Source organism: Minwuia sp., assembly GCF_048263705.1.
GTDB lineage: Bacteria > Pseudomonadota > Alphaproteobacteria > Minwuiales > Minwuiaceae > Minwuia.
The window spans coordinates 449,390-474,546 of sequence record NZ_JBLXDV010000003.1; the positions used below are offsets into that span (position 1 = coordinate 449,390).

At 64.8% G+C, this 25,157-nt stretch carries 27 protein-coding genes; 14 read left to right on the forward strand and 13 right to left on the reverse strand.

Annotation, left to right across the window (positions count from 1 at the left end):
• Nucleotides 1–25: 25 nt before the first annotated feature.
• The 3 genes from ACN0X7_RS06995 to ACN0X7_RS07005 all read right to left on the reverse strand — a co-directional run bounded on the left by ACN0X7_RS06995 (nt 26) and on the right by ACN0X7_RS07005 (nt 2,277).
• The gene (locus ACN0X7_RS06995) at nt 26–592 is read right to left on the reverse strand and encodes a hypothetical protein (protein ID WP_417515520.1); all 567 of its coding nucleotides are present in this window, start codon (nt 590–592) and stop codon (nt 26–28) included.
• The gene (locus tag ACN0X7_RS07000; RefSeq protein WP_417515522.1) at nt 589–1,938 is read right to left on the reverse strand and encodes a peptidoglycan-binding domain-containing protein; all 1,350 of its coding nucleotides are present in this window, start codon (nt 1,936–1,938) and stop codon (nt 589–591) included. Before ACN0X7_RS07000 ends, ACN0X7_RS06995 begins: the two co-directional genes overlap by 4 nt.
• Nucleotides 1,939–2,058: 120 nt before the next feature.
• On the reverse strand, nt 2,059–2,277 hold the full coding sequence (locus ACN0X7_RS07005; RefSeq protein WP_417515524.1) for a hypothetical protein: 219 nt from the start codon (nt 2,275–2,277) through the stop codon (nt 2,059–2,061).
• Nucleotides 2,278–2,433: 156 nt separating this feature from the next.
• Here ACN0X7_RS07005 and ACN0X7_RS07010 point away from each other — a divergent pair, with 156 nt between their 5' ends.
• The 3 genes from ACN0X7_RS07010 to ACN0X7_RS07020 are packed head-to-tail and all read left to right on the forward strand — an operon-like array spanning nt 2,434 to nt 4,560.
• Complete coding sequence (locus tag ACN0X7_RS07010; RefSeq protein ID WP_417515526.1) at nt 2,434–3,333, forward strand: alpha/beta fold hydrolase; 900 nt, start codon at nt 2,434–2,436, stop codon at nt 3,331–3,333.
• Nucleotides 3,326–3,934, forward strand: a complete 609-nt coding sequence (locus tag ACN0X7_RS07015) for a 2-hydroxychromene-2-carboxylate isomerase (protein WP_417515528.1) — start codon at nt 3,326–3,328, stop codon at nt 3,932–3,934. The genes ACN0X7_RS07010 and ACN0X7_RS07015 overlap by 8 nt, the downstream gene beginning before the upstream one ends.
• Nucleotides 3,934–4,560 (forward strand): 2-hydroxychromene-2-carboxylate isomerase, encoded by a 627-nt coding sequence (locus tag ACN0X7_RS07020; protein WP_417515530.1) that lies wholly within the window; start codon nt 3,934–3,936, stop codon nt 4,558–4,560. Before ACN0X7_RS07015 ends, ACN0X7_RS07020 begins: the two co-directional genes overlap by 1 nt.
• Nucleotides 4,561–4,600: 40 nt before the next feature.
• Here ACN0X7_RS07020 and ACN0X7_RS07025 read toward each other — a convergent pair whose 3' ends face one another.
• Together ACN0X7_RS07025 and ACN0X7_RS07030 are read right to left on the reverse strand one after the other, a co-directional pair.
• On the reverse strand, nt 4,601–5,101 hold the full coding sequence (locus tag ACN0X7_RS07025; protein WP_417515532.1) for a hypothetical protein: 501 nt from the start codon (nt 5,099–5,101) through the stop codon (nt 4,601–4,603).
• A gap of 103 nt (nt 5,102–5,204) precedes the next feature.
• Nucleotides 5,205–5,810 carry a 2-hydroxychromene-2-carboxylate isomerase gene (locus tag ACN0X7_RS07030; RefSeq protein ID WP_417515534.1) on the reverse strand — a complete coding sequence of 202 codons (606 nt, stop codon included), beginning with the start codon at nt 5,808–5,810 and terminating at the stop codon, nt 5,205–5,207.
• A 78-nt stretch (nt 5,811–5,888) separates the two neighbouring features.
• On the opposite strand from ACN0X7_RS07030, the gene ACN0X7_RS07035 reads away from it, so the two are divergent.
• On the forward strand, nt 5,889–6,506 hold the full coding sequence (locus ACN0X7_RS07035) for a pyridoxamine 5'-phosphate oxidase family protein (RefSeq protein WP_417515536.1): 618 nt from the start codon (nt 5,889–5,891) through the stop codon (nt 6,504–6,506).
• Between the two features lie 172 nt (nt 6,507–6,678).
• Here the strand turns inward: ACN0X7_RS07035 and ACN0X7_RS07040 are convergent, their stop codons facing one another.
• Both ACN0X7_RS07040 and ACN0X7_RS07045 read right to left on the reverse strand, forming a co-directional pair.
• The gene (locus ACN0X7_RS07040) at nt 6,679–7,326 is read right to left on the reverse strand and encodes an HAD-IA family hydrolase (protein ID WP_417515538.1); all 648 of its coding nucleotides are present in this window, start codon (nt 7,324–7,326) and stop codon (nt 6,679–6,681) included.
• Complete coding sequence (locus ACN0X7_RS07045; RefSeq protein ID WP_417515540.1) at nt 7,327–7,671, reverse strand: DUF1491 family protein; 345 nt, start codon at nt 7,669–7,671, stop codon at nt 7,327–7,329.
• Nucleotides 7,672–7,757: 86 nt separating this feature from the next.
• Here ACN0X7_RS07045 and ACN0X7_RS07050 point away from each other — a divergent pair, with 86 nt between their 5' ends.
• From ACN0X7_RS07050 to ACN0X7_RS07095, 10 genes are all read left to right on the forward strand, one after another.
• Nucleotides 7,758–9,212 (forward strand): amidase, encoded by a 1,455-nt coding sequence (locus ACN0X7_RS07050; protein ID WP_417515542.1) that lies wholly within the window; start codon nt 7,758–7,760, stop codon nt 9,210–9,212.
• The gene (locus ACN0X7_RS07055) at nt 9,209–10,291 is read left to right on the forward strand and encodes an NAD/NADP octopine/nopaline dehydrogenase family protein (RefSeq protein WP_417515544.1); all 1,083 of its coding nucleotides are present in this window, start codon (nt 9,209–9,211) and stop codon (nt 10,289–10,291) included. The genes ACN0X7_RS07050 and ACN0X7_RS07055 overlap by 4 nt, the downstream gene beginning before the upstream one ends.
• A complete protein-coding gene (locus ACN0X7_RS07060) occupies nt 10,288–11,259 on the forward strand; it encodes a 3-hydroxybutyryl-CoA dehydrogenase (RefSeq protein WP_417515546.1) in 972 nt (323 codons plus the stop codon). Before ACN0X7_RS07055 ends, ACN0X7_RS07060 begins: the two co-directional genes overlap by 4 nt.
• Nucleotides 11,260–11,358: 99 nt before the next feature.
• On the forward strand, nt 11,359–11,958 hold the full coding sequence (locus ACN0X7_RS07065) for a response regulator (RefSeq protein ID WP_417515548.1): 600 nt from the start codon (nt 11,359–11,361) through the stop codon (nt 11,956–11,958).
• A complete protein-coding gene (locus ACN0X7_RS07070; protein ID WP_417515550.1) occupies nt 11,955–12,494 on the forward strand; it encodes a response regulator in 540 nt (179 codons plus the stop codon). The genes ACN0X7_RS07065 and ACN0X7_RS07070 overlap by 4 nt, the downstream gene beginning before the upstream one ends.
• A gap of 57 nt (nt 12,495–12,551) precedes the next feature.
• Entirely contained in the window at nt 12,552–15,329 is a 2,778-nt protein-coding gene (locus ACN0X7_RS07075) for a [protein-PII] uridylyltransferase (protein ID WP_417515551.1), read from the forward strand.
• Nucleotides 15,330–15,439: 110 nt separating this feature from the next.
• A complete protein-coding gene (locus tag ACN0X7_RS07080) occupies nt 15,440–16,546 on the forward strand; it encodes a TauD/TfdA family dioxygenase (RefSeq protein WP_417515552.1) in 1,107 nt (368 codons plus the stop codon).
• Nucleotides 16,543–17,226 carry a M48 family metallopeptidase gene (locus ACN0X7_RS07085; RefSeq protein ID WP_417515554.1) on the forward strand — a complete coding sequence of 228 codons (684 nt, stop codon included), beginning with the start codon at nt 16,543–16,545 and terminating at the stop codon, nt 17,224–17,226. Before ACN0X7_RS07080 ends, ACN0X7_RS07085 begins: the two co-directional genes overlap by 4 nt.
• 122 nt (nt 17,227–17,348) lie before the next feature.
• Entirely contained in the window at nt 17,349–19,145 is a 1,797-nt protein-coding gene (locus ACN0X7_RS07090; protein WP_417515556.1) for an acyl-CoA dehydrogenase, read from the forward strand.
• A gap of 425 nt (nt 19,146–19,570) precedes the next feature.
• Nucleotides 19,571–19,714 carry a DUF3096 domain-containing protein gene (locus tag ACN0X7_RS07095; protein ID WP_417515558.1) on the forward strand — a complete coding sequence of 48 codons (144 nt, stop codon included), beginning with the start codon at nt 19,571–19,573 and terminating at the stop codon, nt 19,712–19,714.
• Between the two features lie 80 nt (nt 19,715–19,794).
• On the opposite strand, the gene ACN0X7_RS07100 is transcribed toward ACN0X7_RS07095, so the two are convergent.
• The 6 genes from ACN0X7_RS07100 to ACN0X7_RS07125 form a co-directional block, all read right to left on the reverse strand.
• Entirely contained in the window at nt 19,795–20,229 is a 435-nt protein-coding gene (locus ACN0X7_RS07100) for a F0F1 ATP synthase subunit epsilon (protein WP_417515586.1), read from the reverse strand.
• 35 nt (nt 20,230–20,264) lie between these two features.
• Entirely contained in the window at nt 20,265–21,689 is a 1,425-nt protein-coding gene (gene atpD, locus ACN0X7_RS07105) for a F0F1 ATP synthase subunit beta (RefSeq protein ID WP_417515560.1), read from the reverse strand.
• A 54-nt stretch (nt 21,690–21,743) separates the two neighbouring features.
• Nucleotides 21,744–22,625 carry a F0F1 ATP synthase subunit gamma gene (locus ACN0X7_RS07110; protein WP_417515562.1) on the reverse strand — a complete coding sequence of 294 codons (882 nt, stop codon included), beginning with the start codon at nt 22,623–22,625 and terminating at the stop codon, nt 21,744–21,746.
• A 41-nt stretch (nt 22,626–22,666) separates the two neighbouring features.
• Nucleotides 22,667–24,199: a F0F1 ATP synthase subunit alpha gene (atpA, locus tag ACN0X7_RS07115; protein ID WP_417515564.1), complete on the reverse strand. Its 1,533-nt coding sequence runs from the start codon at nt 24,197–24,199 to the stop codon at nt 22,667–22,669.
• On the reverse strand, nt 24,199–24,759 hold the full coding sequence (locus ACN0X7_RS07120) for a F0F1 ATP synthase subunit delta (protein WP_417515587.1): 561 nt from the start codon (nt 24,757–24,759) through the stop codon (nt 24,199–24,201). The genes atpA and ACN0X7_RS07120 overlap by 1 nt, the downstream gene beginning before the upstream one ends.
• 246 nt (nt 24,760–25,005) lie before the next feature.
• On the reverse strand, nt 25,006–25,155 hold the full coding sequence (locus tag ACN0X7_RS07125) for a hypothetical protein (protein ID WP_417515589.1): 150 nt from the start codon (nt 25,153–25,155) through the stop codon (nt 25,006–25,008).
• Between the last annotated feature and the right edge of the window lie 2 nt (nt 25,156–25,157).

Here is a 25,157-nt window from a genome sequence, read left to right on the forward strand (position 1 = left end):
TCAGCCTCGGGGCGTCGACCGCATCTCACTCCGACGCATACCTGCCGCCGACGAGGATCAGTTCCTCCATGAAACCACAGCTGTAGGGGTGCGGCAGGCCGTGCAGATCGTCAAATCCGTTGTCGAGCTTGAACCGCATCATCCTCCCGATCGTCAGATCGCCGGACGCAAGGCGGTCTTCAAAGATTTTCCGGGTGGCATCTCGGGATATCCAGAAAGAGAATAATTCCTGATCGAATTGACCATCAAATTTATCAAAAACCCACGTTGAGTTGAGTAATTTCTCTGCAGAAAAGTAAATTTTACCGCCAAAAATTCTCACGGACCCGTGCTTGCTTTCATTGCCATAGCCCATGGCATTTGCTTCCTGTCTTGCATAGCGCCAGAATTCCTCGGTCGGGTTCCCCTTGATACGCCTGTACCAGTCGCCGTCCAGAATACCAAATGCTCTGCATGCTGGCTTCATTTCGAAGACAACCCAGTTGTCATAAATATGAGGGCCGTAGCGCACGGCCCCCAGAGCAACCGCAGTTCCGATGACAGCAAGCATGGTTGCAACGCCTGAGAGAAACCAGCGCCCTTTCGCGGTCATCGCAGGCTGGCCTCAGCGGGCAGATGGCTCCAGCGAAAATGCACCGGAACGATCTTGCCGTTCTCAATGCGGAGTTCACCCTCCAGCCGCTGGCCAAAATTCGAGATGTGGGCATATTCCTTCGCATCGCCGTACGTCTGGGCACCTTGGGCGATCATGGCCAATGGGTCATGTCCAGCGTAGTCATTCACATCCTTCCACACATGATCGACTGATCCGAAAACGAAAATTCGGTCACCTCGTCGGACGGCGGTAAATCCATTCGACGCGGTCGACAAGAACGTGCTGTTGCCTGTAGCAAAATGCTCGTCGGGATCGAAACGTGCTGGCTTGTCGCCCCGACCCTGATTGAAGTGATCGTTTGTGCCGTATGCATTTTCCCAATAATCGGAGCCCGTGGAAGGCAACATGATGATATCGCCGTCTGCCATCTTCTCAAGATGGCCAAGGTAATCCTGTTTCTGGTTCGCTTCTCCCAAATGCGAGGCGGCGGCACGACTTGTAGTGAAGGCGTCTTCAAACCGTTTCTGGTTTACCCGAACGCCGGTCTCCACGGGGTGTCGGCCCATAGTGTGTGCAGCCGGAATCTGGCGATCCATGCCCGTGCCGCCGAGAAAATGATCCACTGCATCGGGACCATGCTGCATGCTCATGCTGCGTGCCGCTTTGCTGAGCGTTGAAAGCGCGCCTTCGGCGACATTGCCGATGATATCGCCGGAAAAATCGGCGATATCATCCCAGGCATTCTCAAGCCTGTCGGCCACGCTCCGGGATTTGGAGGTGCCGGGCAGGGCAGGGCGGGGTTTCGCGATTTTCGGGGCCGCCAGCGGTGCGCTGGTCCGGGCCATCATCCGGTCGGTTTCGCCCTCCGGATTTGCGACGCCGTCATCCCTCAGATTATATTCCATCTGGAACCGATGCAGACCAGACCGGGTCGGCTGATCATAGATGCCGGACAGGCCAGCATGCTTCTCCAGATAGCCAAGCCGGTCGAGGCCGGTCTGCACTTTGCGAACATCCGTCGGACTGTTGTGATCTCCGGGCCCCACAGATCCCTGCAATCCCAATCCCGTGGGCTTCTTTCCTTCGCGCTTTTCCTTGCGTTCGGCATCAATCACGCGATGCGTCGGCCCGCCGGGGCGCATACGGCGATCCGGCCAGAGGCCGTTCCGGCGCTGCACCTTTTCCATGGCTTCATCCATGGCGTGGTCACGCCAGCCGCTGGCGCTGCCGGTCTTCGGCAGGTCGCCGGTCTCGTGCAAGGCGTTTCTCACCGCCATGACATCGTCCTGATTCTCCGATTCGCCGTCGCCAACGGGATTGCTGAAGTGTAGCAGCTTGCTCATTGATATACTCCTGGTTGAGAGTGGCGTAACCAATGATGAGGTGCTGACGCTTATACGTACCCCGGAAATTTGTTCAGAACATGAACATGGTGTGACGACCGGAAGACGGGCGGGCGCGCGTCAGTTCAGCAGCGGCCTGCTTGCCGGCTCGTCACCCAGCAGTTCGCCGACGGCGCCCTGGACCAGTTCCCACATGGTGGTCAGTTCCATGCGGCCTTCCTCGGCCATGCGCTGTGCATTGGCGAGTGCAAGACGGCGGGCCTCGGTGCCGTGACTGTCGACCAGATTCTGGGCGGCCCACGAAATCGAGTGGCTGACGACATAGGTGTTGCGAATCATTTTCCGGACTCCTGTTTGGTTTCCCGCACCGCCGCAAGCGCCGTGCCCGAAATAGTCTCAAGCAAATCAATCGGTTGAAGACACCGCTCGACCCATGCAGGCAGTATTTGCCCGGCAGAGCTATCCGCGTCATCATCCGTCCCGGGGAGAGACAGGATGATCGAGACCATCGAAATCGAGGCAGGCGGCCTGCGGTTCCGCGCGGATGTCGCCGGACCGGAAGACGGTACGGCGGCCATCTTCCTGCACGGGTTTCCCAATTCGCGGCACAGCTGGGGCCGACAGATCGAGGCGGCGGCGGAAGCGGGCTTCCGAGCCATTGCGCCGGACCAGCGCGGCTATGCGCCCGGCGCGCGCCCCGACGGCATCGACGCCTATCACGTCGATCATCTGGTGGCGGATGTGATCGCCCTTGCAGACGCCGCCGGGGCAACGCGGTTCCACCTGATCGGACATGACTGGGGCGGGCAGATCGCCTGGCTGACCGCCATCGCCCATCCCGGGCGTCTGCTGTCCCTGACCGTGCTGTCGCGCCCGCATCCCGCCGCCTTCGCCCGCGCCTTCCAGAACGATCCGGAACAGGCGAAGCGCAGCGGCCATCACAAGCGGTTCCAGGACCCGTCCATGGCCGACACGCTGCTGGGTGACGACATGACCGCGCTGCGCAACACGCTGACGTGGGAGGGCGGCGGCACCTTCGCCAGCGGCGGCGGCGGGCGCAAGCGGCGCATGTCGGATGCGCAGGTCGAGGCGCACCTGTCGGTATTGCGCGATCCGGGCGCGCTGGACGCCGCGCTGAACTGGTACCGGGCCGCCTTCGGTGGCGGCTCCACGCTGGCGCGCGCGGATGCACCGCGGATCGCCGTGCCGACCCTGTACCTCTGGGGCAACGAGGACGGCACGGTGGGACGTATGGCGGCGGAAGGCACGGGCGATTTCATCGATGCCCCCTACCGCTTCGTTGAGATCGACGGTGCCGGTCATTTTCTGGCCGAGGAACGTCCGGCGGATGTGAACGAGGCCCTGCTGGCACATCTGGAGAGCAATGATGGCTGATCCGATCGAGTTCCATTTCGACTTCATCTCGCCCTACGCCCTGCCGGGCCTGGTGGCGATGGAGCGGGTCGCCGAGAAGCACGGCAGAACCATCGAGATGCACCCGATGATGCTCGGGATCGCGGTGGTGAAAGCGATGGGCCTGCCGCCGCTGCTCGATACGCCGCTGAAGGGCGACTACCTGCTGATGGACGTGCCGCGCGCCTACCGCTTTCACGGCGTGCCGTTCAGACCAGCGGTTCCGAAGTTCATGACCTCGCCGTTGATCCCGGCCCGCCTGTTCTGCTGGATGCTGTCCATCGACCGGCCGCGCGCGCAGCAGGCGGCGCGGGCCATGCTGGCCGCTCACTGGTCGGAGGGCAGCGATGTCTCGAAGCTGGAGAACGCCGTGCCCCATGCGGTCGCTGCGGGCTTCGACGAGGCGGAGGCGCGGGCCGCACCCGACGACCCCGCGGTGAAGGACATGCTGAAGGAGGCCGCGACACGGTCCGTCGAGCGCGGCATCTTCGGCAGCCCGACCTTCTTTATCGACGGCGAACAGTTCTGGGGGTCCGACCGCACCCACATCATCGACAGATGGCTCGAAACGGGAGGCTGGTGATGGCCGCGGACAAGCAACCCATCGACTTCTGGTTCGATTTCCTGTCGCCCTTCGGTTACCTGGGCAGCATCCAGATCGAGAAGCTGGCCGCCGAACACGGGCGCGAGGTCCGCTGGCGGCCGACCCTGCTCGGCGTCATGGTCATGAACGTGATGAAGCTGCCCGCCGTGCCCGCAACGCCCCTGAAAGGCCCTTACTCCGGACGGGAGCGCAACCGGCTGTTCGGCTATTTCGGCGTGAAGCTGGATCCGTTCGGCGACGGCGGCCTGCCGCCGCTGCCCGCGATCCGCACCTTCACCTGGCTGAACATGACCGATCCGGCGCTGGCGAAACAGTTTGGGCAGGCGCTCTACCGGGCGCACTGGTCGGAAGCGACCGACGTCACGACACCCGAAGCGGTCGCCGCCTTCGCGCACGAGCGATTCGGACTCGCGCGATCCGACGTGATCGCCGCCATCGACGATCCGGCGGTCAAGGACGCCCTGAAGGCGTCCGTCGGCGCGGCGCTGGAGACCGGCGTGTTCGGCGTCCCGACCTTCGTCATCGACGGCGAACGGTTCTGGGGCAACGAGCGGCTGCCGATGATCGAGCGTCTGCTGGCAACGGGCGACCTAGCACCGGCCTGAACAGTGGTGGTACCGGCCCGGTGAACGTCGGACCGGATCCTCACCTCAGGCGATCGGGCAGCGTGCCGTTGATGAGCCATTCGCGGGCCATGTCCATGTCAGTAAAGCCCCGGACGCGGCCATCGGCGATCTGCTGCAGGGCGGCATGCGCGGAACCGAAGACGTTGAACCCCTCGGGCACATCCTCGGCGGGCCGCATGACGACCGCCTCGCGCGCCAGCCCTGCACGGATCGCGCGGGGGCACGCTTCCTCTACCAGATACTGCTGGGCGTCGAAAAAGCTCTGCGACAGAAACCGCAGATCCGCCAGCCACAGCCGGTAGTCGCCCGTCTCGAACTGCTCGCACATATATTCCAGAACGGACCGGAAGTTGTCTTCGCTGCCGTAGGTGCCGAACCAGATGTCGGTCAGCAAGCCCAGCTCGCGATTGTGGCCCACCACGGCATAGGTCTGGCCATCGACATTGCGGAACACGCGCCGCTCGGCAACGGAAAACCTGTCGACCACATCGGTCTGTATCGCAAAATGCGCCATCATCATGATCTGCGTACCTTCCGGATGGTTTAGATTCCATTGACGAACGCACGTCCGAAACCCGCATCCGTGCTGTCACGCGATCACATGCCCGGATGAAACCGCCGGCTCAGCCCTGCGCGACGATCTCTTCCTCGACGTCGCGCAGCTTGTCCTTGCCGAAGAACATCTCGTCGCCGACGAAGAAGGTCGGGCTGCCGAAGTTGCCGCGCTCGACCGAGGCGGAGGTGTTGTCCATCAGCTTCTGCTTGATCGCCGGATCCTGCACGCCCTCGGCGATGGCGTCGGCGTCGAAGCCGGCGGCCTTCAGTTCGGCCATCACGACGGCAGGATCACCCATATTCCTGGAATCTTCCCACATGCAGCGATAGACGGCCTCGACATAGTCCATCATGTAGCCGTCGCGTTCGGCGACCAGTGCGCCGCGCATGATCATCACCGTGTTGATCGGGAAATGTTCGTTCATGCGGAATTTCGTCAGCCCGTGCTTGCGCATGAAACGCTGCATCTCGATCTGGCCGTACTCGGCCTTGTTGCGGACGCCCTTGTTCCATTCCATCGGGGACTTGTTGCCGGTCAGCTTGAACACGCCGCCCAGCAGCACCGGCACATAGACGAAGCGCGCGCCCGTGCGCTTCTCGATATCGGGGATCACCCGATGGCTGCAATAGGTGTTCGGGCTTCCGAAATCGAAGTGAAACTCGACCTGTGGCATGGTACATCCTCCCCAGATTGACCGCTGGCGCATTTCGCGGTGCCGCGAGCCGCAAGTCAACCGCAAGGGACCGACAGCATGGAACTGATCGACAGCATCGAGAAGCTGGAAGCCGTCTACGGCGAGAAGAATCCGAAGGCCGTCGCCAAGGAAGCCGACCACATCATTCCGGAATATGCCGCCTTCATCGAGCGATCCCCCTTCTGCATGATCGCGACCGTCGGGCCGGAAGGGCTGGACGTCTCGCCGCGCGGCGACCCGCAGGGCCGGTTCGTGCGCATTGTCGATCCGAAGATGCTGATGCTGCCCGACCGGCGCGGCAACAACCGTGTCGATTCCCTGCGCAACATTGTCCGCGATCCGCGCATCTCGATGATCTTCATGATCCCCGGCATCGGCGAAACCATGCGGGTCACGGGCACCGCGGACCTGACCGTCGATCCGGACCTGCTCGAAAGTTTCGCGATGGACGGCAAGCTGCCGCGGTCGGTCATCCGCATCCATGTAGAGACCGTCTATTTCCAGTGCCAGAAGGCGCTGGCACGGTCACGGCTCTGGTTCGCCGACAGCCACGCCGCCCGCGACGAGGTGCCGACGGCCGGCCAGATGCTGCAGGCCATGATCAAGTCCGAACCGTTCGACGGCGAAGCCTATGACCGCGGCTATCCCGACCACATGAAGGAAACGATCTACTGACGCCGCCGCCGCTCCGGTTCTGCGGCAGGGTTCGCATTGGCACAGGCGGTGACAGGTTTCACCTTTCGCTGGGTTCCGGGATCGGGCCTGTCCCCGCCCCGTGCGGGGATCCCGGAACAGGGGAGAGTGTATGATGACGTCTCAACACGCACCCACGCGCCGCAGGACGGCTTCAGCGCAGCTTCATGCCCAGCACGGCCTCCAGATCGATCAGTGCCTGATCGGCGCTGACCACCTTGATCGTTGTCATCCCCAGCGCCTTCGCCGGTTTCAGATTGATGCCCAGATCGTCGAGATAGACCGCCTCCGACGGGTCGAGCCCCAGTTCGGCGCAGGTGTGCTGGTAGATCTTCGGGTCCGGCTTGCGCAGGCCCAGCTTTGAGGATTCGACGACCAGTTCCATCCGTTCCATCACCCTGGCGACATCTTCCGCCGTGCGGCTGTCGGCGGAAATGCCCGGTCCGTGTCCGGCGCGGACATTGTTGGTGATGACCGCACAGCGGTAACCGGCTTCCAGAATGCGATCCAGCGCCGCGACCATCTCCGGCCGCACCGTGCCCCCCAGCAGCGCGATGATGTCCTTGCCCGGCACCGGGTGGCCCCTGGCCGTCGATTCCTCCAGAAACAGCGCGTCGAACGCGTCGGTCGAAATCTCGGCCCGTTCGAACTTCGCCCAGGCGTTGGTGTCGGGATTGGTCGCATTGATCGAGCGGATGAAGTCCTTCGGCAGACCTTTCTCCCGTTCATAGTCGCCAAAGCGGTCGAAGGGGCTGGTCGTGAACACGCCCCCGAAATCCCAGATCACGGCCTTCATACTCATCTAGTTGTTCTCCCCCTCGACAGGCTCGGTCAGAAAGTGCCGCCCCTGTGTGTCCTCCACCTCGACCACCCACAGATCGGGGTCGGTCTTCAACCGGCGCTGAATATAGTCGTCCGCATCCTGTTCCGATACCGCCTCGGGTCCGGTCGAGCGCATCCAGGTCCGGTCGCCATCGACATAGCCGATGGACATCACGGTGTAGGTGCGTGCCGGCTGCTCGATCTTCAGCAGCACCGCACCGGCCTCATCCGCGCCACGCTGACGCTGATAGGCAAAGCCGCCTTGCAGACGCACAGTCCTGAGATAGGCGGCCACCCAGATATCGGCGCGCAGGCGCGGGGTCATTCGGCGTTCCTTGCAATGGACAGGCTGACGCGCGGGCGTCATGCTTTCACCTGAAGATGTAACCGGGGAACGCGGGGGAGGAAAGCATGGCGGAGATTGCCTGGAAAGGGGCCAGCGAACTGGTGGCCGATATCGCGGCGGGACGCACCACGTCCGAAGCCGTGCTGGATCACTATCTGGACCGCGTGGATGCCCACAATGGCGCGATCAACGCCGTCGTCGCGACCGATGTCGAGGCCGCCCGCGCCCGCGCCCGCGCCGCCGATCAGGCGACCGCCGAGGGCAGGAGCTGGGGCCCGCTGCACGGCCTGCCGATGACCATCAAGGACTGTTTCGAAGTGGTCGGCATGGCCTGTACCGCGGGTGCGCCGGAACTGAAGGATCACCGCCCGAACCGCCACGCCACCGCAGTGGAACGCCTGATCGAGGCCGGTACCATCGTCTATGGCAAGACCAACACGCCGATCTGGGCGGGCGACCTGCAGACCTACAACGATGTCTTCGGCACGACGAACAACCCGTGGGATGTCGCGCGCGGTCCGGGCGGCTCGTCCGGCGGGTCGGCAGCAGCCGTCGCCAGCGACTTCACCGCCCTGGAACTGGGGTCCGACATCGGCGGATCGATCCGCAACCCCGCCCACTTCTGCGGTGTCGCAGGCCACAAGCCGAGCTATGGCATCGTGCCGATCCGGGGCCACATCCCCGGCGCGCCGGGCAACCTGACCGAGCCGGATATCGGCGTGGCGGGTCCGCTGGCGCGCACCGTGGGCGACCTGGAACTGGCACTTGATGTGATGGCGGGTGCGGACGAGATGAAGGGACCGGGCTGGCGGCTGGACCTGGCGCCGCCGCGTCACGAGGCGACGAAGGATTACCGCATCGCGGTCTGGAACGACGACCCCTTCTGCGCGGTCGATACCGAGGTCGCCGACCTGATCGCCGCGGCGGGTGAGAAGCTCGCCGGGCTGGGCGCGAAGGTCGATGACCGCGCACGGCCTGCCATCGACATGGCAGAGAGCCACGAGATCTATTACACGCTGCTGGCCGCCGAACTGGGCATCGGCCTGCCCGAAGGGCTGCGCCAGCGCCTGAAGGATGCACCGCCCGCCGCGACCGACATGAGCCATGGCGCGATCTTCGGGCGCGGCGCGGTCATGGAACATGCCGAATGGCTGGGCTGGAACGAACGCCGGGCGAAACTGCGCGATATCTGGCACCGGTTCTTCGGCGATTTCGACGTGCTGCTGTGTCCGGTGATGCCGCGCGCGGCCTTCCCGCATGACCAGTCGAAGGACTTTCAGGGCCGCACCCTGCCGATCAACGGCGTGGACCGGAACTATGTCGACATGATCGTCTGGTGCGGCATGACCTGCGGCGTCTATCTGCCGGCGACCGTCGTCCCCATCGGCAAGACCAGCGAGGGCATGCCGGTCGGCGTGCAGGTGGTCGCGAACTTCCTGGAAGACCGTACCGCCCTGCATGTGGCGAAGCTGCTTGAGCGCGCGCTGGGCGGGTTCGACGTGCCGCCGATGTTCCGGTGAGGATTGCCGTCCTTGGCGGCGGCCACGGCGCTTACGCCGCCACCGCCGATCTGGCCGAGCAGGGTCATGAGACCATCCTCTGGCGGCGCGACGGGACAGCCCTGCAGCCGGTCATCGACAGCGGCACCATCCGGCTGACGGACGCCGACGGCACACGCGATGTGGCGGTCGGGGCGACGGCAGACATCGGTGAGGCGGTGCGCGGTGCAGACCTGATCCTGATGCCGGGTCCGGCGCAGGCCCAGACGGACATCGCCCGCGCCATGGCACCGCATCTGAACGACGGACAGGCTATCCTGATGCCGCCCGGCAGTTTCGGGACGTGGCTGGTGTCGAAGATCCTGAAGGAAGCGGGCTGCACCGGCGCGCTGATGTTCGGCGAAAGCGGCACGCTGCCCTATCTGACGCGCAAGCAGCAGGATGGCAGCATCGCCATCATCACCCGCGCCACCCGGCTGCCGACCGGCGTCTTCCCGTATGCGAAGGCCGACGCGGCATTTCCGGTCTTCGAAGCCGCCTATCCGGCCATCGAATGGCTGACCGACGGGCTGGACGGCGCGCTGATGAACGCCGGCCCCGTCATTCACCCGCCGCTGATCCTGATGAACGCGGGGCCGATCCAGCATTTCGAGCACTGGGATATCCACAACGAGGGCACCCAGCCCGCCATCCGCAGCGTGACCGACGCACTGGACAATGAGCGGATCGCGGTGCGCGAAGCCTTCGGCTATGGCGCGCCGCACTTTCCGCTGGCCGATCACTACGATCCGGCGCGCGCGGAATGGATGTACGGCAATGCGGCCCACGACCGGCTGGTCGTCAGCAGCAAATGGCGGGAGAATCTGGACCTGCACACCCACCGCTACATGCGCGAGGACGTGCAGATCGGTCTGAGTTTCCTCGTCTCCTGCGGGCGCGCCGCCGGTGTCGAAACGCCGGTCGCGTCGGGACTGCTCGCCATCGCGGGCGGCATTCTGGGCGAGGACCTCTACGCCACCGGGCGGACGCTGGAGTCGGTCGGGCTGGGCGGCCGGAACGTGGGCGAACTGCGGCAGATCATGCGCGACGGTACGGCATGAACCATGTCGCATTGTATGGCGCGGGCCGCATGGGGCGCGGGCTGGCACATGTCTTCGCCTGGGCGGGCTGGAAGGTCAGCCTGATCGACGCCAAGGACCGCGCGCCGGACGACGCGACCGCCCTGCTCGACGCGGCCCGAGACGAGATCGGCCAGAGCATCGCACTGATGGCCGAATTCGGCGGGCATGATGCGCCACTGATAGAGGCGGTCGCCGCGCGCATCGCTTACCTGCCGCGGACACAGATGGCTGAAGCGCTAGGTGCCGCCGATCTGGTGATGGAGGGCGTACCCGAGACGCTGCCCGCGAAGGAAGCGGCACTGAACGAGATTTCGGCCCTGAGCCGGGACGGCATCGTCGCATCGACGACATCGACGATCCTGTCGACGGACCTCGCACGCTTCGTGGACCGACCGGAAAGGTTCCTGAATGCCCACTGGCTGAACCCGGCCTATCTGATCCCGCTGGTGGAGGTCAGCCCGCACGGTGGCACAGCGGCGCAGGCCACCGAACGGCTGATGGGCTGGCTCACGGAGATGGGCAAGGAGCCGGTGAAATGCGCGGCCGCGCCCGGTTTCATCGTGCCGCGCATCCAGGCGCTGGCCATGAACGAGGCCGCCCGCATGGTCGAGGAAGGCGTCGCCAGCGCCGAAGACATCGACCGGGCCATCCGGACCGGGTTCGGCGTGCGTTTTGCGGTGCTGGGTCTGGTCGAGTTCATCGACTGGGGCGGCGTCGATATCCTGTACCACGCCAGCCGCTACATGACCGCTGCCACCGGACAGGACCGGTTCGCCGCGCCGCCGGTGATCGACCGGATGATGGCCGACGGCGATCTGGGCATGAACGCGGGCAGGGGTTTCGGCGACTTCACGCAGATGGACGTACCGGCCTACCGCCGCGAACGGCTGAAGGACTTCCACGCACTGCTGACCCATCGTGGCCTGATCGCCCCGCCGAAGCCGTGATTTACGCTTCCTAAAAGGTTTCCGTGTTCTGATCGCGCGTCGGCCCTGTTCCCGGGACATCCGGCACTCGTGCAACCCGGCGGAAGCGGAAGCAGATCGTTGAAGTATCTCGACCTCAGCATGCTGAAGATCCTGATTGTCGAAGACAATCGGCACATGCGCGCGCTTCTGATGCAGATCCTGCGGTCCATCGGGGTCCGGGATGTCGCGCTGGCCGACGACGGTGCCATGGGCTTTCAGGAACTCAAGGGCTCCCGCTTCGACATGGTGCTGGTCGATCACCAGATGGCACCGATCACCGGCACCGAATTCACCAAGCTGGTCCGCACCAGCGACGACAGCCCGAACCCGTTCGTTCCCATCATCATGATCACGGGCTACGCGGATCAGCGCACCATCGTGAATGCGACCAATGCCGGAATCAGCGACATCATCGTCAAGCCGGTCTCGGCGCGGATCGTGCTGACCAGGATCGCCGATCTGATCACCAATCCGCGCAATTTCGTCCGCACCGGCAATTACTTCGGTCCGGACCGGCGCGAAAGTGACGGCATCGTGCCCGGCGGCGGCATCGGCATCGACATGGCCGCCAATCTGGTGCTCGACAACGGCGAACGGCGGCGCAAGGGTGACCGGCAGAACGCCGCGGCCGACGGGCCGGAGGCCGAAACAGGTGCCCTGCTGGAGCGTGCGTCATGAGCAAGGACATGATGCATCTCGGTGGGCTGACGGCACTGATCGTCGACGACAATCGCGACATGCGCTCGCTGATGCTGCTGATCCTCCGCAGCCTGGGGGCCGGCACGGTCCTGCAGGCGGAGACCGGCCAGGAAGCGATGAACGTCATCCGCGTCGAGGAGCCCGATTTCGTCGTGCTGGACCACAGGCTGCCCGACATCGACGGCGTCAGCGTGACGAAGATGATCCGGACGAACGAGGATTCGCCGAACCCGTTCCTGCCGGTCCTGATGGTGACCGGATATGCCGAACCTGAGGTGGTCTTCGCCGCGCGCGATAACGGCGTAAACGAATTCATCGCCAAGCCGGTCTCGGTCGAGGCCGTGGCGCACCGGCTGTCGACCATGATCAACAAGGCGCGCCCGTTCGTCCGCACCAAGGAATACTTCGGCCCCGACCGGCGACGGCGGAAGGTGGCCCCCGAAGGCAGCCCCAGGCGGCGCGCCTCCGACAAGGAGGACGCCAAGAAGGGCGGCGAACTGGAGATCGCGGACTGATCGCGGCGATCACGATTCCCCCTGCGCCGGACCTGTCGATCTGATACTGTCGGCGGCATGGACCAGATCAGGAACCGACGCGACATCATCGACCGGCGAAAGCTCGGCGCCCAGTTGAAGGCACTGGCGAAAACCAGTGATCCGGACAGCCTCAGGAACGAGGTCTTCGGGGTGCTGCGCGACGCCATGGCGTCCGGCAGGTCGGTCGTGGAACAGCGCCTGCTGGACGGCGAAGCGGGCGACAAGGCCGCCCACGCCATGTCCTTCCTGGTCGATCAGGTCATCGTGCTGCTCTACGAACATGCGATCCGGGATGTCTTCGCGACCGCCAACCCGACCGACAGCGAACAATTGTCCCTGATCGCGGTGGGCGGCTATGGCCGTGGGCAGATGGCGCCATTCTCGGATGTCGATCTGCTGTTCCTGATGCCCTACAAGCAGACCGCCTGGTCCGAGAGCGTGATCGAATACATGCTCTACATGCTGTGGGATCTGAAGCTGAAGGTCGGGCATGCCACGCGGACGGTGGACGACTGCATCCGCATGGCCAGGCAGGACATGACCATCCGCACGGCCCTGCTGGAGAGCCGCTACATCTATGGCGATCAGGCGCTTTTCGTCGAACTGCGCCGCCGCTACGCGAAGGAGGTCGTGCACGGCAACGGGCCGGAGTTCGTGGAGATGAAGCTGGCCGAGCGCGATGAACGGCATCAGCGCTACGGCGATTCCCGCTATGTCAACGAGCCCAACCTGAAAGAGGGCAAGGGCGGCATGCGCGACCTGCACACGCTGTTCTGGATCGCGAAGTTCCTCTACGAGGTCGACAGCGTCGCGGAACTGGTCGAGCACGGCGTGCTGAGCACGGGCGAACGCCGGCGGTTCGCAAAGGCCGAGCGGTTTCTGTGGACTGTCCGGTTTCACCTGCATCTGCTGGCCGATCGCGCCGAGGAACGGCTGACGTTCGATGTTCAGTCGCAGCTCGCCGAGCGCCTGGGATACACCGATCATGCCGGCGCGCAGGCCATCGAACGCTTCATGAAGCACTACTATCTGGTGGTCCGCGACGTGGGCGACCTGACCCGCGTCATCTGCACCGCCATCGAGACCGAGAACCAGAAGCAGCCGCTGTTCCGGATGCCCCGGTTCGGTCTGCGCACCCGGCAGGTGGAAGGCTTTGTCGCGCAGTCGGGCCGGTTGAACGTCGAAGACGATGACCACTTCGCGGAGAATCCGACGGACATGATCCGCATCTTCCGCCTGGCCCAGCGCGAGGATCTGGACATCCACCCCAATGCGCTGCGGCTGATCCGGCGCAGCCGCAAGAAGATCACCCGCGCCGTGCGGCAGGACCCGGATGCCAACAGGGCCTTCATGGAGCTGCTGACCGACAGCAACGAGCCCGAGATCCACCTCCGCCGCATGAACGAGGCGGGCGTTCTGGGTCAGTTCATCACCGATTTCGGGCGCGTGGTCGCCCAGACGCAACACGACATGTATCACCATTACACCGTCGACGAGCACACGATCCGCGCCGTCGGGCTGGTCTGGCAGATCGAACAGGGCAAGCTGGAGGAAGACCATCCGCTGAGCCACGAGATCGTGCACAAGGTGCTGTCGCGCGAGGTCCTGTATGTCTCGGTCTTCCTGCACGACATCGCCAAGGGCCGCGGCGGCGATCATTCCGTGCTGGGCGAGAAGGTTGCCAAGAAGCTGTGTCCGCGGCTGGGCATGAGCGCCGCCGAGACCGAGACCGTCGCATGGCTGGTCCGGTGGCATCTGGCCATGTCCGCGACCGCCTTCAAGCGTGACCTGGCGGACCCGAAGACCATCAGCGATTTCGTCGGCGTGGTCCAGAGCCCCGAGCGCCTGCGTCTGCTGCTGGTCCTGACGGTGGCCGACATCCGTGCCGTGGGACCCGGCGTGTGGAACGGCTGGAAGGGCCAGTTGCTGCGTGACCTGTATTACCGGGCCGAGGACGCCATGTCCGGCGACATGATCGGCAAGGCATCGGCGGAGCGCGTCGCCCACGCGCGAAGGAACCTGGCGGAGCGGCTGCGGGACTGGCCCGAGGAGGCACTGGCCTCCCATCTGGAGCGGTTCTACGACGGTTACTGGCTGGGGCTGGATATCGACACCCAGGCCTGGCACGCGGGCATCATGCGGCAGGCCGGCACCGGCGCCGACCAGATCACCATCGAGGCGCGCTCCGACAGCTTCAAGGCGATCACCGAGATCGCGGTGATCGCACCCGATCACCCGGGCCTGTTCGCCCGCATCGCCGGCGCGATGGCGGTGTCGGGCGTGAACATCGTCGATGCCCGGATCTTCACCACCCACGACGGGATGGCCGTCGACAGTTTCATCGTCCAGGACGCCGCCGACAGCGCGCTCGACGAACCGGGCCGTCTGGAGAAGATGCGCAAGGCCATTCACGAGACCCTGGCGGGCGAGATGCGTCCCCGCCGCGTGATCGCCGACCGGCGGCCGAACTACGCCCAGCGCACGCAGGTCTTCACCGTCGAGCCTGCGGTGTTCATCGACAACAACGCCTCCAACACCTGGACGGTGATCGAGGTGAACGGCCGCGACCGGCTGGGTTTCGTGCACGATGTGGCATGGGCGCTCTACGACCTGTCGCTGAACCTGGGTCGTGCGCGGATCGCGACCTATGGCGAACGGGCGGTCGATGTCTTCTACGTGCGCGACATGTTCGGCCTGAAGGTCGACGACAAGACGAAGCAGGACAGGATCAAGGCACGGCTGATCGACGCGATCCAGCCGCCTTCGCGCAAGAAGGACAGCGCGAAGGACAGCCGGAAGAGCAAGGCCGCGTGATGGCGGTGCGGATGATGATGGTGCGGGTGAAGAGCCAGGCATGGTGGCCGCCGGGGATCGCGGACGCCGACTGATCCGCTCCCTCCCTGACTCCAGCCATCGGGCCCGCCATGACCGCCTTTCAATTCGAACTCACCGATCGGACGCTGATCCTGAAAACCGGCGAAGGATCGACGCTCGGCTTTCCGTGGCTCTGGCTGCGGGACAATGAACCCGCAGCCTTTCATCCGCAGACCCGGGAGCGGCGCTTCGACCTTCTGTCGGTCCCCGCCGACCTGCGCGCCCTCTCGGGCCGGATCGAGGGTGGCGATCTGCTGCTGCAGTGGCCGGATCTGCCCGGCCCGCGCCGCTATGCGCTGGACTGGCTGATCCGGCACGCCCCCGGCGAAACGCGGTCCGACCCGGCGGACATCGCGCCCGTGTCCTGGTCGGACGATCATCGGCCCGCGCGGTTCGAGGCGCGATCGCTCGCCGGCGGCGAACGGCTGCTGGACATGCTGACGGCGCTGAAGCGGAACGGCATGATCATCGTGCAGGGGATCGACGGCGACGACGGCGGCGTCGGCATCGGCCGCAGCATCGGCTTCCTGCGCGAAAGCAACTTCGGCACGATCTTCGATGTCGTCTCGATGCCGGACCCGAACAACCAGGCCTACACATCGGACGATCTGGACCTGCATACCGACCTGCCGAACCAGCAGCTTGTCCCCGGCTACCAGTTCCTGCACTGCGTCAGGAACCGGGCGGCGGGCGGCGAGTCGCTGTTCTGCGACGGGTTCCGTGTGCTGAGCGATTTCCGGACGCGCGAACCCGACGCCTGGGAAATCCTGCGCGCCGTGAAGGTTCCGTACCGTTTTCGCGACCAAGACACCGACCTGAGACAGCGGCGCGCCGTGATCGAATGCGATCCGGAAGGCCGGCCCGTCCGCATGGCGTTCAATCCCGGCATCCTGGACATCGTCGACCTGCCGGAACGGCAGGCGGGCGACTGGTACGATGCCTGGCGCCGGCTGCGGCTGTGCCTGGGCGATCATCCCTGCCGGATCACCTATCTTCTGCGGACCGGCGAGATGGCGGTCTTCGACAACAGCCGTATCCTGCACGGCCGCAAGCGCTTCGACCCGGCGTCCGGGGAGCGGCGGCTGCGCGGTTTCTACATCGACCGCGGAGAGGTGGACAGCCGCATCCGCGTCCTGAACGGCGCGCAGCACACGTGACCCGCCCCCTGCCCGACAATCTGCGCATCGTGCGTCATCCACGGGCGCGGCGCATGAAGCTGCGGATCGACAAGGCCGACGGCGCGCCGGTGCTGGTGCTGCCGCCGCGTGCGTCGCAACGGGCGGGCGAAGCGTTCGTGCGCGACCATCTGGACTGGATCGCCGAACGGCAGGCGGCGCGGCCGGTTCAGCAGACCTTTGCCAATGGGGTCGCGTTTCCGTTCGGTGATGGGATGCTGACCGTGGCGCATCGTCCGGATCAGCGGCTGGGCGTGCGTCGCTCGGGCACCCTGCTTCTGGTCTCCGGCGAGAGTGGACATATCGACCGCCGGGTGACCGACTGGCTGAAACAGGAGGCGCGCCGCCTTCTGGGCGGCGAGGCCCGCGCCTGCGCGGCGCGGATCGGTGCCCGGGTGGCCCGCGTACGGATTGCCGATCAGAAAAGCCGCTGGGGCAGCTGTTCCACATCGGGCACCCTGTCCTTCAACTGGCGGCTGGTGCTCGCCCCCCGGCACGTGCTGGATTTCGTCGTTGCCCATGAAGTCGCGCACATGCGGGAAATGAACCACGGCCCGGCGTTCCATCGGCTGGTCGCCGAACTGCATCCCGATCCGCACCGCGCGGACCGCTGGCTGCGCGACCGGGGCGCGACCTTGCGTGCGTGGGGTGCAGGCATCTGAACGGACTTCGCAACCGGCGACCGCGTAGCTTTGTCTCACGGTCCGATCTTGCGGCACGCGCGCAATCGTTCCAGATATGCCACAATGAGATTGAACGACAACGCCTGACGAAAGGCCGACCGATGTCCGAATACACTGCGCCCGTCCGCGATTTCCGTTTTGTCCTGAACCATGTCTGCGACCTGCAGGCGCTGTCCGAACTGCCCGGCTATGACCATGCCGAACCGGATCTGGTGGACGCCATCCTGGAAGAGGGCGCGAAGTTCGCGAACGGCGTGCTGTCGCCGCTGAACTGGTCCGGCGATCAGGACGGCACGTCGCTGGAGAACGGCGTGGTGCGGACGGCGGACGGCTTCGCCGAGGCCTATCAGCAGTTCGCGCAGGGCGGCTGGAACGGCGTGCCCTTCGACATGGAAAAGGGCGGCGGCGGCCTGCCCTGGGCGGTAACCATCCCGCTGACCGAAATGTGGAACGCCGCGAACCTCGCCTTTTCGCTCTGTCCGCTGCTGACGCAGGGGGCGATCGACGCGCTGGAAGCGCACGGGTCCGACGAGCTGAAGGAAAAATATCTGGAGAAGATGATCTCCGGCGAATGGACCGGCACCATGAACCTGACCGAACCGCAGGCCGGATCGGATGTCGGTGCGCTGCGCACCAAGGCCGAGCCGCAGGGCGATGGCACCTGGCTGATCAAGGGCCAGAAGATCTACATCACCTTCGGCGATCACGAGATGGCCGACAACATCGTGCATCTGGTGCTGGCCCGCACGCCGGACGCGCCCGAAGGCACCAAGGGCATCAGCCTGTTCCTGGTACCGAAATATTTCGTCAACGACGACGGCTCGCTGGGCCAGCGCAACGATGTCCGCTGCACGGCGCTGGAAGAGAAGATCGGTATCCATGCCAGCCCGACCTGCGTGATGTCCTATGGCGACAATGACGAATGCGTCGGCTGGATGGTCGGCGAGGAGATGAAGGGCATGCGGGCGATGTTCACCATGATGAACAACGCACGCCTGTCGGTCGGCACCCAGGGCGTCGCCATCGCCGACCGCGCCTTCCAGCGTGCCGTGGCCTTCGCGAAGGACCGGGTGCAGGGCAAGCCCATGAAGCAGGGCGGGTCCGGCGCGATCATCGATCATGCCGATGTGCGGCGGATGCTGATGACCATGAAGGCCTACACCGAGGCCAGCCGCGCCATCTGCATCTACAACGCCGAATGCCTGGACTATGCGCGCCGCCACCCGGACGCGGACGTGCGCGAGGCGCGGCAGGGCATGGCCGAACTGCTGACCCCGATCTCGAAGGGCTTCGGCACAGACATCGGCGTCGAGATGGCCTCGGTCGGCGTGCAGGTGCACGGCGGCATGGGCTTCGTCGAGGAAACCGGCGCCGGCCAGCACTATCGCGATGCGCGCATCCTGCCGATCTACGAAGGCACCAACGGCATTCAGGCCATGGATCTGGTGGGGCGCAAGCTGACCCTGCAGGGCGGCGCGCCGATCAAGGCGCTGTTCGGGGATGCATTGGCCGTGGCCGAAAAGGCCGAAGCCTCGGGGAACGCCTCGGTACAGGCCATGGCCGGACCGCTGAAGGATGCCGTGGCATCGGCCCGGGACGCCGCACAGGCGCTGGCCGGGATGTTGGGCAGCGACATGAACGGCGTCGGCGCGGGTGCGGCTCCGTTCCTGCGGCTGATGGGCCTCGTCGCCGGCGGCTATCTGATGGTGAAGGCCGCCATGGCAGCCGCCGACCTGATCGACGGCGACGGTGAGGACAAGCCGTTCCTGAACGCCAAGATCGCCACGGCGCATTTCTTCGCCACCCAGTTGATGCCCGGTGTCGAGGCGCTCGCCGCCGCCGCAACGGCCGGGGCCGACGCGCTCTACGCCATCGAGGACGACCTGCTGGTGGCATAGCCGGAAAACCATCGCCTGGGGCGTGGCTTGACTGGCGAGGACCATTCGAGGTGCTGATCGGAGCGTGAAGATCACCGAAAGAGGTCACCCCTGCCAGATGCGGGGGTTCGGCCAGTGAGGCCTCATGGCACTCTGGCGCCTGAAGCGACCGCCCAACCGGATCCCCGCATAAAGCGGGGATGACCCGCTGGGTCTGTTGCCGAGAACATCGTGAGCGATTGACAGGTTCTCGCGCCGGGCTGAATGGCACTCTGGACGCCCGTTGACCCCGACCCTGTCCGATTTTCCAGCCAGTCACCCGTCCATCAATCACGAACGGCCCGGCACTGATTTCATTCTGACCCCAACTGTCGCAGGGTGGTTGAGGAAGGATCGCGCGCCCCCACGTTTATCCCAACAACAACGAAAAGAGGGGCCTACCCGCCATGTACATCCAACCCGGACTGATCGAAGGTCTTGTCGCGCTGATCGGCGGCATTCTGATTCTGGTGATGCCGCGGCTGCTGAACTATATCGTCGCGGCCTATCTGATCATCGTCGGCATCACCACGCTGATCACCTACGTCTGATCCGCGTGACCACCCCGAACAGAAAAGGCCCGGTGCGAAACCGGGCCTTTTTCATGTCTGCGTGCGCGATGTAGCGTCGGTCAGTTCGACGGATTGGCCTTGTTCGGGGCCACCCGCAGGCCGTGCACGCCCATCAGGTCTTCCAGCTGGGCCAGCTTTTCCTCGATCGCGGTGCGCTTCTCGTCGTCGTCACCGGCGTCTTCGAGATCTTCCTTCGTGTTCTGGATCTGCTGCTCCAGATGCTCGGCATCGACCTCGTCCATCGGGATGGCGGTTTCCGCCAGCACGGTAAACTTGTCCAGCGCCACCTCGGCAAAGCCGCCGGCGACGAAGTAGGTCGCCGTGGGCTGATCGCCGCCTTCATAGACCTCAACCGCGCCGGGGCGCAGCGTGGCCACGACCGGGGCGTGACCGGGCATGACGGCGAAATCGCCTTCGGTACCCGGTGCGACCACCATCGATGCCTCGACGGACGCCAGCAGAGAAGCCGGCGACACCAGTTCGAACGTGATCATGTCAGCCAACGATCCGGCCTCCCGTCATGAGTTGCTTACGCGGCTTCGGCGGCCAGCTTCTTGGCCTTCTCGATGGCCTCGTCGATGGTGCCGACCATGTAGAACGCGTTCTCCGGCAGGTCGTCGTGCTTGCCGGCGAGGATCTCACGGAACCCGCGAACGGTCTCTTCCAGTTCGACGAACACGCCGGGCGTGCCGGTGAAGACCTCAGCCACGTGGAACGGCTGCGACAGGAACCGCTGCATCTTGCGCGCGCGGGCCACGACCAGCTTGTCCTCTTCGGACAGTTCGTCCATGCCCAGGATGGCGATGATGTCCTGCAGGGCCTTGTAGCGCTGCAGCACTTCCTGCACCTGGCGGGCGATTTCATAGTGCTCCTCGCCGACGACGCGCGGGTCGAGAATACGCGAGGTCGAATCGAGCGGATCCACCGCCGGGTAGATGCCCAGTTCGGCGATCTGGCGCGACAGAACGGTCGTGGCGTCCAGGTGCGCGAACGAGGTGGCCGGCGCAGGGTCGGTCAGGTCGTCAGCCGGCACGTAGATGGCCTGCACCGAGGTGATCGAACCCTTGTTGGTGGAGGTGATGCGTTCCTGCAGCGCGCCCATGTCGGTCGCCAGCGTCGGCTGATAACCCACGGCGGACGGGATGCGGCCCAGCAGCGCGGACACTTCCGAACCGGCCTGGGTGAAGCGGAAGATGTTGTCGACGAAGAACAGCACGTCCTGGCCTTCCTGATCGCGGAAATATTCCGCCAGGGTCAGGCCGGTCAGGGCCACACGGGCACGCGCACCCGGCGGTTCGTTCATCTGGCCGTACACCAGCGCCGCCTTGGAGTTGCCGCCTTCCAGGTCGATAACGCCGGATTCGATCATCTCGTGATAGAGGTCGTTGCCTTCACGGGTCCGCTCGCCCACGCCGGCGAAGACCGAGTAGCCGCCGTGGCCCTTGGCGACGTTGTTGATCAGTTCCATGATCAGCACCGTCTTGCCCACGCCGGCACCGCCGAACAGGCCGATCTTGCCGCCCTTGGCGTAGGGGGCCATCAGGTCGACGACCTTGATGCCCGTGACCAGCACTTCGGCTTCGGTCGACTGGTCGGCGAACGAAGGCGCTTCGGCGTGGATCGGGGCGGTCGACTTGTTGCCGATGTCACCGCGTTCGTCGATGGGCTCGCCCACGACGTTGATGATGCGGCCCAGGGTTTCCGGTCCGACCGGCACCATGATCGGCGCGCCGGTGTCGGTCACTTCCGATCCGCGCACCATGCCGTCCGTCGAGTCCATCGCGATCGTGCGCACCGTGCTCTCGCCGAGATGCTGTGCCACTTCCAGAACCAGACGCTTGCCGTCCAGTTCGGTATGCAGCGCATTCATGATCGCCGGCAGTTCGCTTTCGAACTGCACGTCCACGACCGCGCCCAGCACCTGGGTCACCTTGCCAACACTATTGGTCGCCATTTTATGCTCCCGTCCTTCTGGAAGGCTCAGCCTTCGGGGTGTCCTTCACCGACCTCAGAGCGCCTCGGCGCCCGAGATGATCTCAATCAGTTCGTTCGTGATCGCAGCCTGGCGCTGGCGGTTGTATTCCAGTGTCAGTCGATCGATCATGTCGCCCGCGTTGCGGGTCGCGCTGTCCATGGCGCTCATGCGTGCGCCCTGCTCGGAAGCGGCATTCTCCAGCACGCCCCGGAACATCTGGATCGCGATGTTGCGCGGCAGCAGTTCGCGCAGGATGCCTTCCTCGTCGGGCTCGTAGTCGTAGGCCGCGCCTTCCAGGTCGGGCTGCTCGACATCCTGGGCCACCTGGGCCGGGATCAGGCGCAGCACCGTCGGATCCTGCGTCAGCACGGACACGAACTTCGAATAGACCAGATGCGCCACGTCGAATTCATCGTCGCCGAACATCTTCAGCACGCGCTGCGCGACCGGCTGCACATGTTCGAAGCCGACGTTGCGGATGCCGCCGAATTCGATCGTGTCGACGATCAGGCTGCCGTACTGACGGCGCAGGGCGTCGCGTCCCTTGCGGCCGACGCAGAGGACCTGGACATCCTTGCCCTGACCCTTCAATTCCTCGATCAGCAGACGCGACCGCTTCACGATATTGGTGTTGAACCCGCCGCAGAGGCCCCGTTCGGCCGTCGCGACGATGATCAGGTGACGCTGGTCCTTGCCGTTGCCCGCCAGCAGTTCCGGTGCATCGTCACGGCCTTCCATGCCGGAGGCCAGCGTGCCGATCACACGCTCCATCCGCTCGGCATAGGGACGCGATGCTTCCACGGCGTCCTGCGCGCGGCGCAGCTTGGCGGCGGCGACCATGTTCATCGCCTTGGTGATCTTCTGCGTCGACTTGACGGAGGTGATCCGCGATCGCAGCGCTTTCAGATTGGCCATGGGCTAGTCGCTCCGGCTTGCTTGGTTCACGTCGTCCTGGATCAGGCTGCGAAGGTCTTGACGAAATCGTCGAGGATCGACCTCAGCTTGTCGGCCGTGTCGTCGGTGAGATCGCCGGTCGACTGGATGGCGTCCAGCACGTCCGCGTGCTTGGCGCGCATCTCGTCCAGGAAGGCTTCCTCGAAGTCCGTCACCTTGTTGGTCGGGACCTCGTCGAGGTAGCCGTTCACGCCGGCGAAGATCGACGAGGCCTGCTCGGCCACGGTCATCGGCGAGAACTGGTCCTGCTTCAGCAGTTCGGTCAGGCGCGCACCGCGGTTCAGCAGGCGCTGCGTGGAGGCATCCAGGTCCGAGCCGAACTGGGCAAAGGCCGCCATCTCGCGGTACTGGGCCAGTTCCAGCTTGATCGAGCCGGAGACCTTCTTCATCGCCTTGGTCTGCGCGGCGGACCCCACACGGGACACCGACAGACCGACGTTGATCGCCGGGCGGATGCCCTGGAAGAACAGGTCGGTTTCCAGGAAGATCTGACCGTCGGTGATCGAAATCACGTTGGTCGGGATGAAGGCCGAAACGTCACCGGCCTGCGTCTCGATGATCGGCAGGGCGGTCAGCGAACCGTTGCCGGCTTCGTCGCCCATCTTCGCGGCGCGTTCCAGCAGACGGCTGTGCAGGTAGAAGACGTCACCCGGATAGGCTTCACGGCCCGGCGGACGACGCAGCAGCAGCGACATCTGGCGATAGGACACGGCCTGCTTGGACAGATCGTCATACACGATCACGGCGTGCATGCCGTTGTCGCGGAAGAACTCGCCCATGGTGCAGCCGGTGTAGGGTGCCAGGAACTGCAGCGGGGCCGGCTCGGAAGCGGTCGCGGCGACGACGATGGAATATTCCATCGCGCCGTTGTCTTCCAGCTGCTTGACCACCTGGGCGACGGTCGAACGCTTCTGACCGACGGCGACGTAGATGCAGTAGAGCTTCTTCGATTCGTCGTCGGTGTCGTTGATCGACTTCTGGTTGATGAAGGTATCGATGGCGACGGCGGTCTTGCCGGTCTGGCGGTCGCCGATGATCAGCTCACGCTGGCCACGGCCAACGGGGACCAGCGCGTCACAGGCCTTCAGGCCGGTCTGCATCGGCTCGTGCACCGACTTGCGCGGGATGATGCCGGGCGCCTTTACTTCCACACGCGTGCGGGTCACGTCGGTCAGCGGCCCCTTGCCGTCGATGGGATTGCCCAGACCATCGACCACGCGGCCCAGCAGGCCCTTGCCCACGGGGGCGTCGACGATGGTGCCCAGACGCTTGACGGTGTCGCCTTCCTTGATCTCGCGGTCGGAACCGAAGATCACGATGCCGACGTTGTCGGTTTCCAGGTTCAGGGCCATGCCCTTGATGCCGTTCGGGAATTCGACCATCTCGCCGGCCTGGACCTTGTCCAGCCCGTGCACGCGGGCGATACCGTCACCGACGGAGAGGACCTGACCGACCTCGGATACATCAGCCTCGGAACCGAAGTTCGCGATCTGACTCTTCAGAATGTCCGAAATTTCTGCGGCGCGGACGTCCATTATCCAACCCCCTTCATCGACAAGCGGAGACTTGCAAGTTTCGTGGACAGTGAGAAGTCGACCATGCGCGATCCGACACGAACAATCATGCCGCCGATCAGGCTTTCATCCACACTGGTTTCAATCGTTACGTCCCGGCCCACCGCCTGCTTCAGGGCGGCAGCCAGATTATCGCGCTGCGCATCGGTCAGCGGCTGTGCCGAGGTGACCTCGGCCGCCACTTCACCGCGATGCTGCGCGAGCAGTTCGTTGTAGCCGCGGATCATGCCCCGCAGCGCAAACAGCCGGCGGTTCTTGGCGACCACGCCGACGAAATTCTTCACCATCTGGCCGACGCCGGCGGCGTCCAGCACCGCGTCCATGGCGCGTGCCTGGTCGTCGCGGCTGAGAACCGGCGAGCGCACGACGCTTTCCAGATCGGCACTCTCATCCAGCATGGCTGTGATGGTGGCCAGATCGGCCTTCACATCGTCCAGCGCATTGCGCTCGTTGGCGAGATCGAACATCGCCTTCGCGTAGCGCCCGGACATTCCCGTTATCGTCGATTGATCGGCAGCCAAATTCCGTCCCCGAAGGTGAGTCGCCAAACGAATGGAAAGCCCGAAAACCCGGCTTCCTTCATCATCTGACACGATACACTCAGACAAGTCACCGCGACGAAACGTACGAATACGTTCCGCTCAGCAACCGCGCGGCTTCTAGCATGCGGTCTTTCGGACGGGCAATCCCCCCCCTTGCGGCATGTTGTCCAACGGGCGGCTTTGTCCGGCAGGCACCGCACGGCCCCGGACCGTTTCCGGGCAAATTCAGAGAAAACTCTGCGGATCGATATCGACCGTCAGGCGGGCCGCCGCGGGCAGCCTGCATCCCGACAGCCAGGCCGAGATATAGCCCTGCAGGGTCCGGCCCGACCGGCTGGAAACCAGAAAGCGCATGCGGTGGCGGCCGCGAATCACCG